Here is a 3,699-nt window from a genome sequence, read left to right as displayed (position 1 = left end):
CCGGCGGGGTTGTGCCGCGGCGACCGGGTCCTGACCGGGTCCTGACCGGGTCCTGACCGGGGTCCTGTCGGACACGGGGGCGGGTGCTCCTGGTGCCGGTGGCCGGCAGTTGCCTCCGGCTTGCCACGGCCTCGTGTTGCACACTGGTTGGAGGTGGTATTTAAGTAGTGTGATCATGTAATGGGCGATGTGCGTTGTTTCGCGGGACAGGATGACATGGAGTTTCGGGTTCTTGGATCGCTCGAGATGGTGCGCGACGCCACGCATGTCCCGATCGGTGGTCCGCAGCGCCGGCTGTTGCTCGCGGCTCTCCTGTCCGAGGCGAACCGCCCTATCCCCGACCGGGATCTCCTCCGCGCCATGCAGGGCGATGGCGGTTGGCACGAAGAGCATCGGCGCGAACACCTGCATCGGCTGCGGGTGCATATTCTCGGTCTTCGGCGGGTGTTGGGCCAGTCCAACGGCCAGCCCCTGGCGCGGAACGCCGGCGGGTACGTTCTCCAGGTCGGGGCGGACGAGCTCGACGAACTGGTTTTTCTCAGACTGGTTGAGCAGGCCCGACGGCTGCGGGATTCCAAGGACGTGGCGAGCGCTGCCGACCGGGTGGACGAGGCACTGGCGCTCTGGCGCGGGGAACCACTGGCAGATCTTGAGAGGCGTCCCTTTGTCGAGCGTTATGCGGCCCGGTTGGGCGAGCTGCGACTGCATGCGGAAAAGGAAAGGGCCGCCGCATATCTGGCGGCCGGTCGGCACGGGCCGCTTGTACCGATACTGCGCCGGCTGCTCGCCGAGAGCCCGGCCGACGAACGCCTTCAGCTTGATCTGTCGTTGGCCCTTTACCGCGACGGTCGCCGGGAGGATGCCGCCGCCGTCTGCCTGGATGCGTTGCGCCGATCCCGTGATCGTGGAATCGAACCCACCGCGATGCGGGAAAGGCAACGGGCGATCCTCGCGGACGAGCCGTCCCTTCGTTGGGCCGCGCCGGCTGAACAGGTTCGGCTGGGAGCCGTGCCGCGCCATCCCGTGCCGTCCCAGCTTCCCGCGGGCACGAGGAACTTCACCGGTCGGGAGAAGGAGGTTGCCGATCTCATCGCCTTGTTCGAAGCGGAGGACGCCGGTGCGGGCGTAATCGTCTCGGCAATAGCCGGGCAGGCAGGCGTCGGTAAGACGGCACTCGCCATTCACGTCGCCCATCAACTCCGGGGTCGGTTTCCCGACGGCTTCCTGTATACGAACCTGCAGGCCACACCGGACTCGCCGGCCGAACCTTCGACGGTTCTGGTGTCGTTTCTGCTGGGGCTGGGGGTGTCACGCGAGCACATAGGGGACGATCCGCAGGTGCGGGCGGCGCTGTACCGTTCAACCCTCGACGGCAAACAGCTGCTCGTCGTTCTGGACAACGCGACCGATGCCGAACAGGTGCGCCCGCTGCTCCCGGGGGCGGCATCCTGCGGGGTAATTATCACCAGCCGACGGGCACTTTCGAGTCTGGATGCCGACCATTTCGTGCTCGACGTCCTCGATTCCGACCCGGCGGTGGCACTGCTCGCCAAGGTGGCACGCGGCGAGCGGGTCGCGGCTGAACTGGACGAGGCCCGTACGATCGTGGCGCTGTGTGGCTTTCTGCCACTGGCGGTGCGGATTGCGGGTGCGCGCCTCGCGCAGCGGCCCGATGCCAAGCTGCGGTCCCTGCGAGAAGAGCTCCAGGTTGCGCGTTTGAACGTGCTCCGGGTCGGTGATCTTGAGGTGCGGGCCAGCGTCGACCTGAGCTACCGGGGGCTACCAGCGGCGACCAGGCGGGCGTTCCGGCTGCTGTCCGTGCTGGAAACGGAGGACGTCAGCCCCCTGGCCGCGGCCGCACTCCTTGATCAGAATGTACAGCAGGCCGCGGAGCTGCTGGAGGAGTTGGCAGTTGGGCACCTGATCGAGCGCCGGGCCGGAAACGGCGATGAGCCCCGGTACCGCTTTCACGACCTGCTGCTGTTGTTCGCGCGTGAGCGTCTCGCGCAGGAGGACTGCCCCGCCGACCGCTGCGCCGCGCTCGAGCGGGTGCTGGAGATGTATCTGGCCTGCGCGCAGGACGCTGCGAGCCGGCTGCACGCGGGTAGCCGCACCATCGTCCCCCGCAGGTCGCCGCCCCGGTGGCAACCGGGGGAGGACGGGGTGATCGAGGTCGCTGCGCGCAGTCCGATCCAGTGGTTCGACCGGGAGAGCAAGAGCGTTGTCGCCCTCGTCGAGCAGGCCGGGGCTGAAGGCTTTGATGAGATGACGTGGCTGCTGAGCGCCGCGATCGTCGACTTCCTCGAGATCGGGTCGCACTGGTCGTTCTGGCACCGGACCCATGAGGCTGCCCTTGCGGCCACGCTGCGCCAGCGCAGCCGGGAGGCCGAGGCGAATGTGCGCCGTCATCTCGGGCAGCTTCGCCGATTGCAGGGGGACCGTGCCGGCGCGCGCACGCTGTTCGAGGCGAGCCTGGCCCTCTTTGTCGCGACGAGCTGGCCGATCGGTGAGGCCGCGGCGCGTCGCAACCTGGGTGAGCTCGACATCGAGGATGGCCGGATAGGCGAGGCAATTGATCATCTGCGCATCAGCAGGGATCTTTGCCGGGACTTCGGTATGACGTTCGGGGTGGCGCGGGCTCTGGAGACCCTCGGTCGGGCCTACCTTGCCGCGGACCGTCCCGCCGAGTCGCTGTCATGCCTGGAGGCTGCGGTCGGTTACTGTGAGATGACCAGCAACCAGTTGGCCGTCGAGCGGGCTCGGATGGCGCTGGGATCGGCGTTCCTGCGAACCGGACGGATCGACGACGCCATCGGGTTGCTCGGTGCGGCCGAGCGCTTCTTCCAGGCGGAGGGGCATCTGCCGTTGCGGGCCGAGGCCCTGCTGCTGCTGGGTGACGCCCACAGCCGAGGTGGCCGTGACGCCGAGGCATTCGCCTGTTACGACGCCTGTCTGTCCATCTTCCAGGAACGCGGCGACATGCTGAACGAAGCGAGAACTCTGGCCCGCCGCGGCCGGCTGCACTACTGGCGCGACGATGACCTACAGGCACGTGCGTCGTGGCGGCAGGCACTGGCATTATTCAATGATCATGAAGGTACGGAGGAATCCGAGGTCCGTGACTGGCTGGCACACGGCCCCGGTGACCGGCTTGAGCCGGCGACGGAACGCGTCCTCGACCACTTCGACCACGACGGGTTCATCCGGCGGGTAGCGGCGAGCGAGTACGTCGTCCGTATCCTCTCCACGTGGATCGAGCTTCTCGAAGATCGCCTGCGGGACTCCTTCCTCGCCGCGGTGCGGCACGCCCTCGACCGCGGGGCGTTGGTGCAGATCATGTTGCTGGACCCTGAGTCACCCGCTGCCGTCCAGCGAAGTCGGGAGATTGGCACGTGGCACGATGTCTGCGGGCTGGTCCGGGAGAATCTGCATCGTCTTCGGATCTTTATCGATGGGCTGGCCGCCGCGGATCGGGAACGTATCGCCGTCCGGGTCTACGCGGCGGCATCCACCGTTGCGTACTATCGCTGCGACGCCCGCGCCCTGGTTGCGACGTTTCCGTTGGGCGACTCGTCGTCCCGGACCACCCACTACGAGGTGCCGGTTGATTCGACGTTCGCGCAGTTCGTCGAGCAGCGCTTCGCAGAACTGTGGACATCCGGGAGTCGTCCGCTGGAATTCTGAGCCACCGGTGTGGGG

Annotated in this window: 1 protein-coding gene; it reads left to right on the top strand. The window is 67.4% G+C overall.

The genetic code is table 11. The features are described 5' to 3' along the window. Positions 1-216: 216 nt before the first annotated feature. Entirely contained in the window at positions 217-3,684 is a 3,468-nt protein-coding gene (locus U9980_RS03750) for an AfsR/SARP family transcriptional regulator (protein WP_322766691.1), read from the top strand. The last annotated feature ends 15 nt before the right edge of the window (positions 3,685-3,699 follow it).

Origin of the sequence: Protofrankia sp. Cr1 (assembly GCF_963555865.1) — a bacterium.
Classification (GTDB): Bacteria; Actinomycetota; Actinomycetes; order Frankiales; family Frankiaceae; genus Protofrankia.
This window is presented reverse-complemented; position numbering and strand designations above follow the sequence as displayed.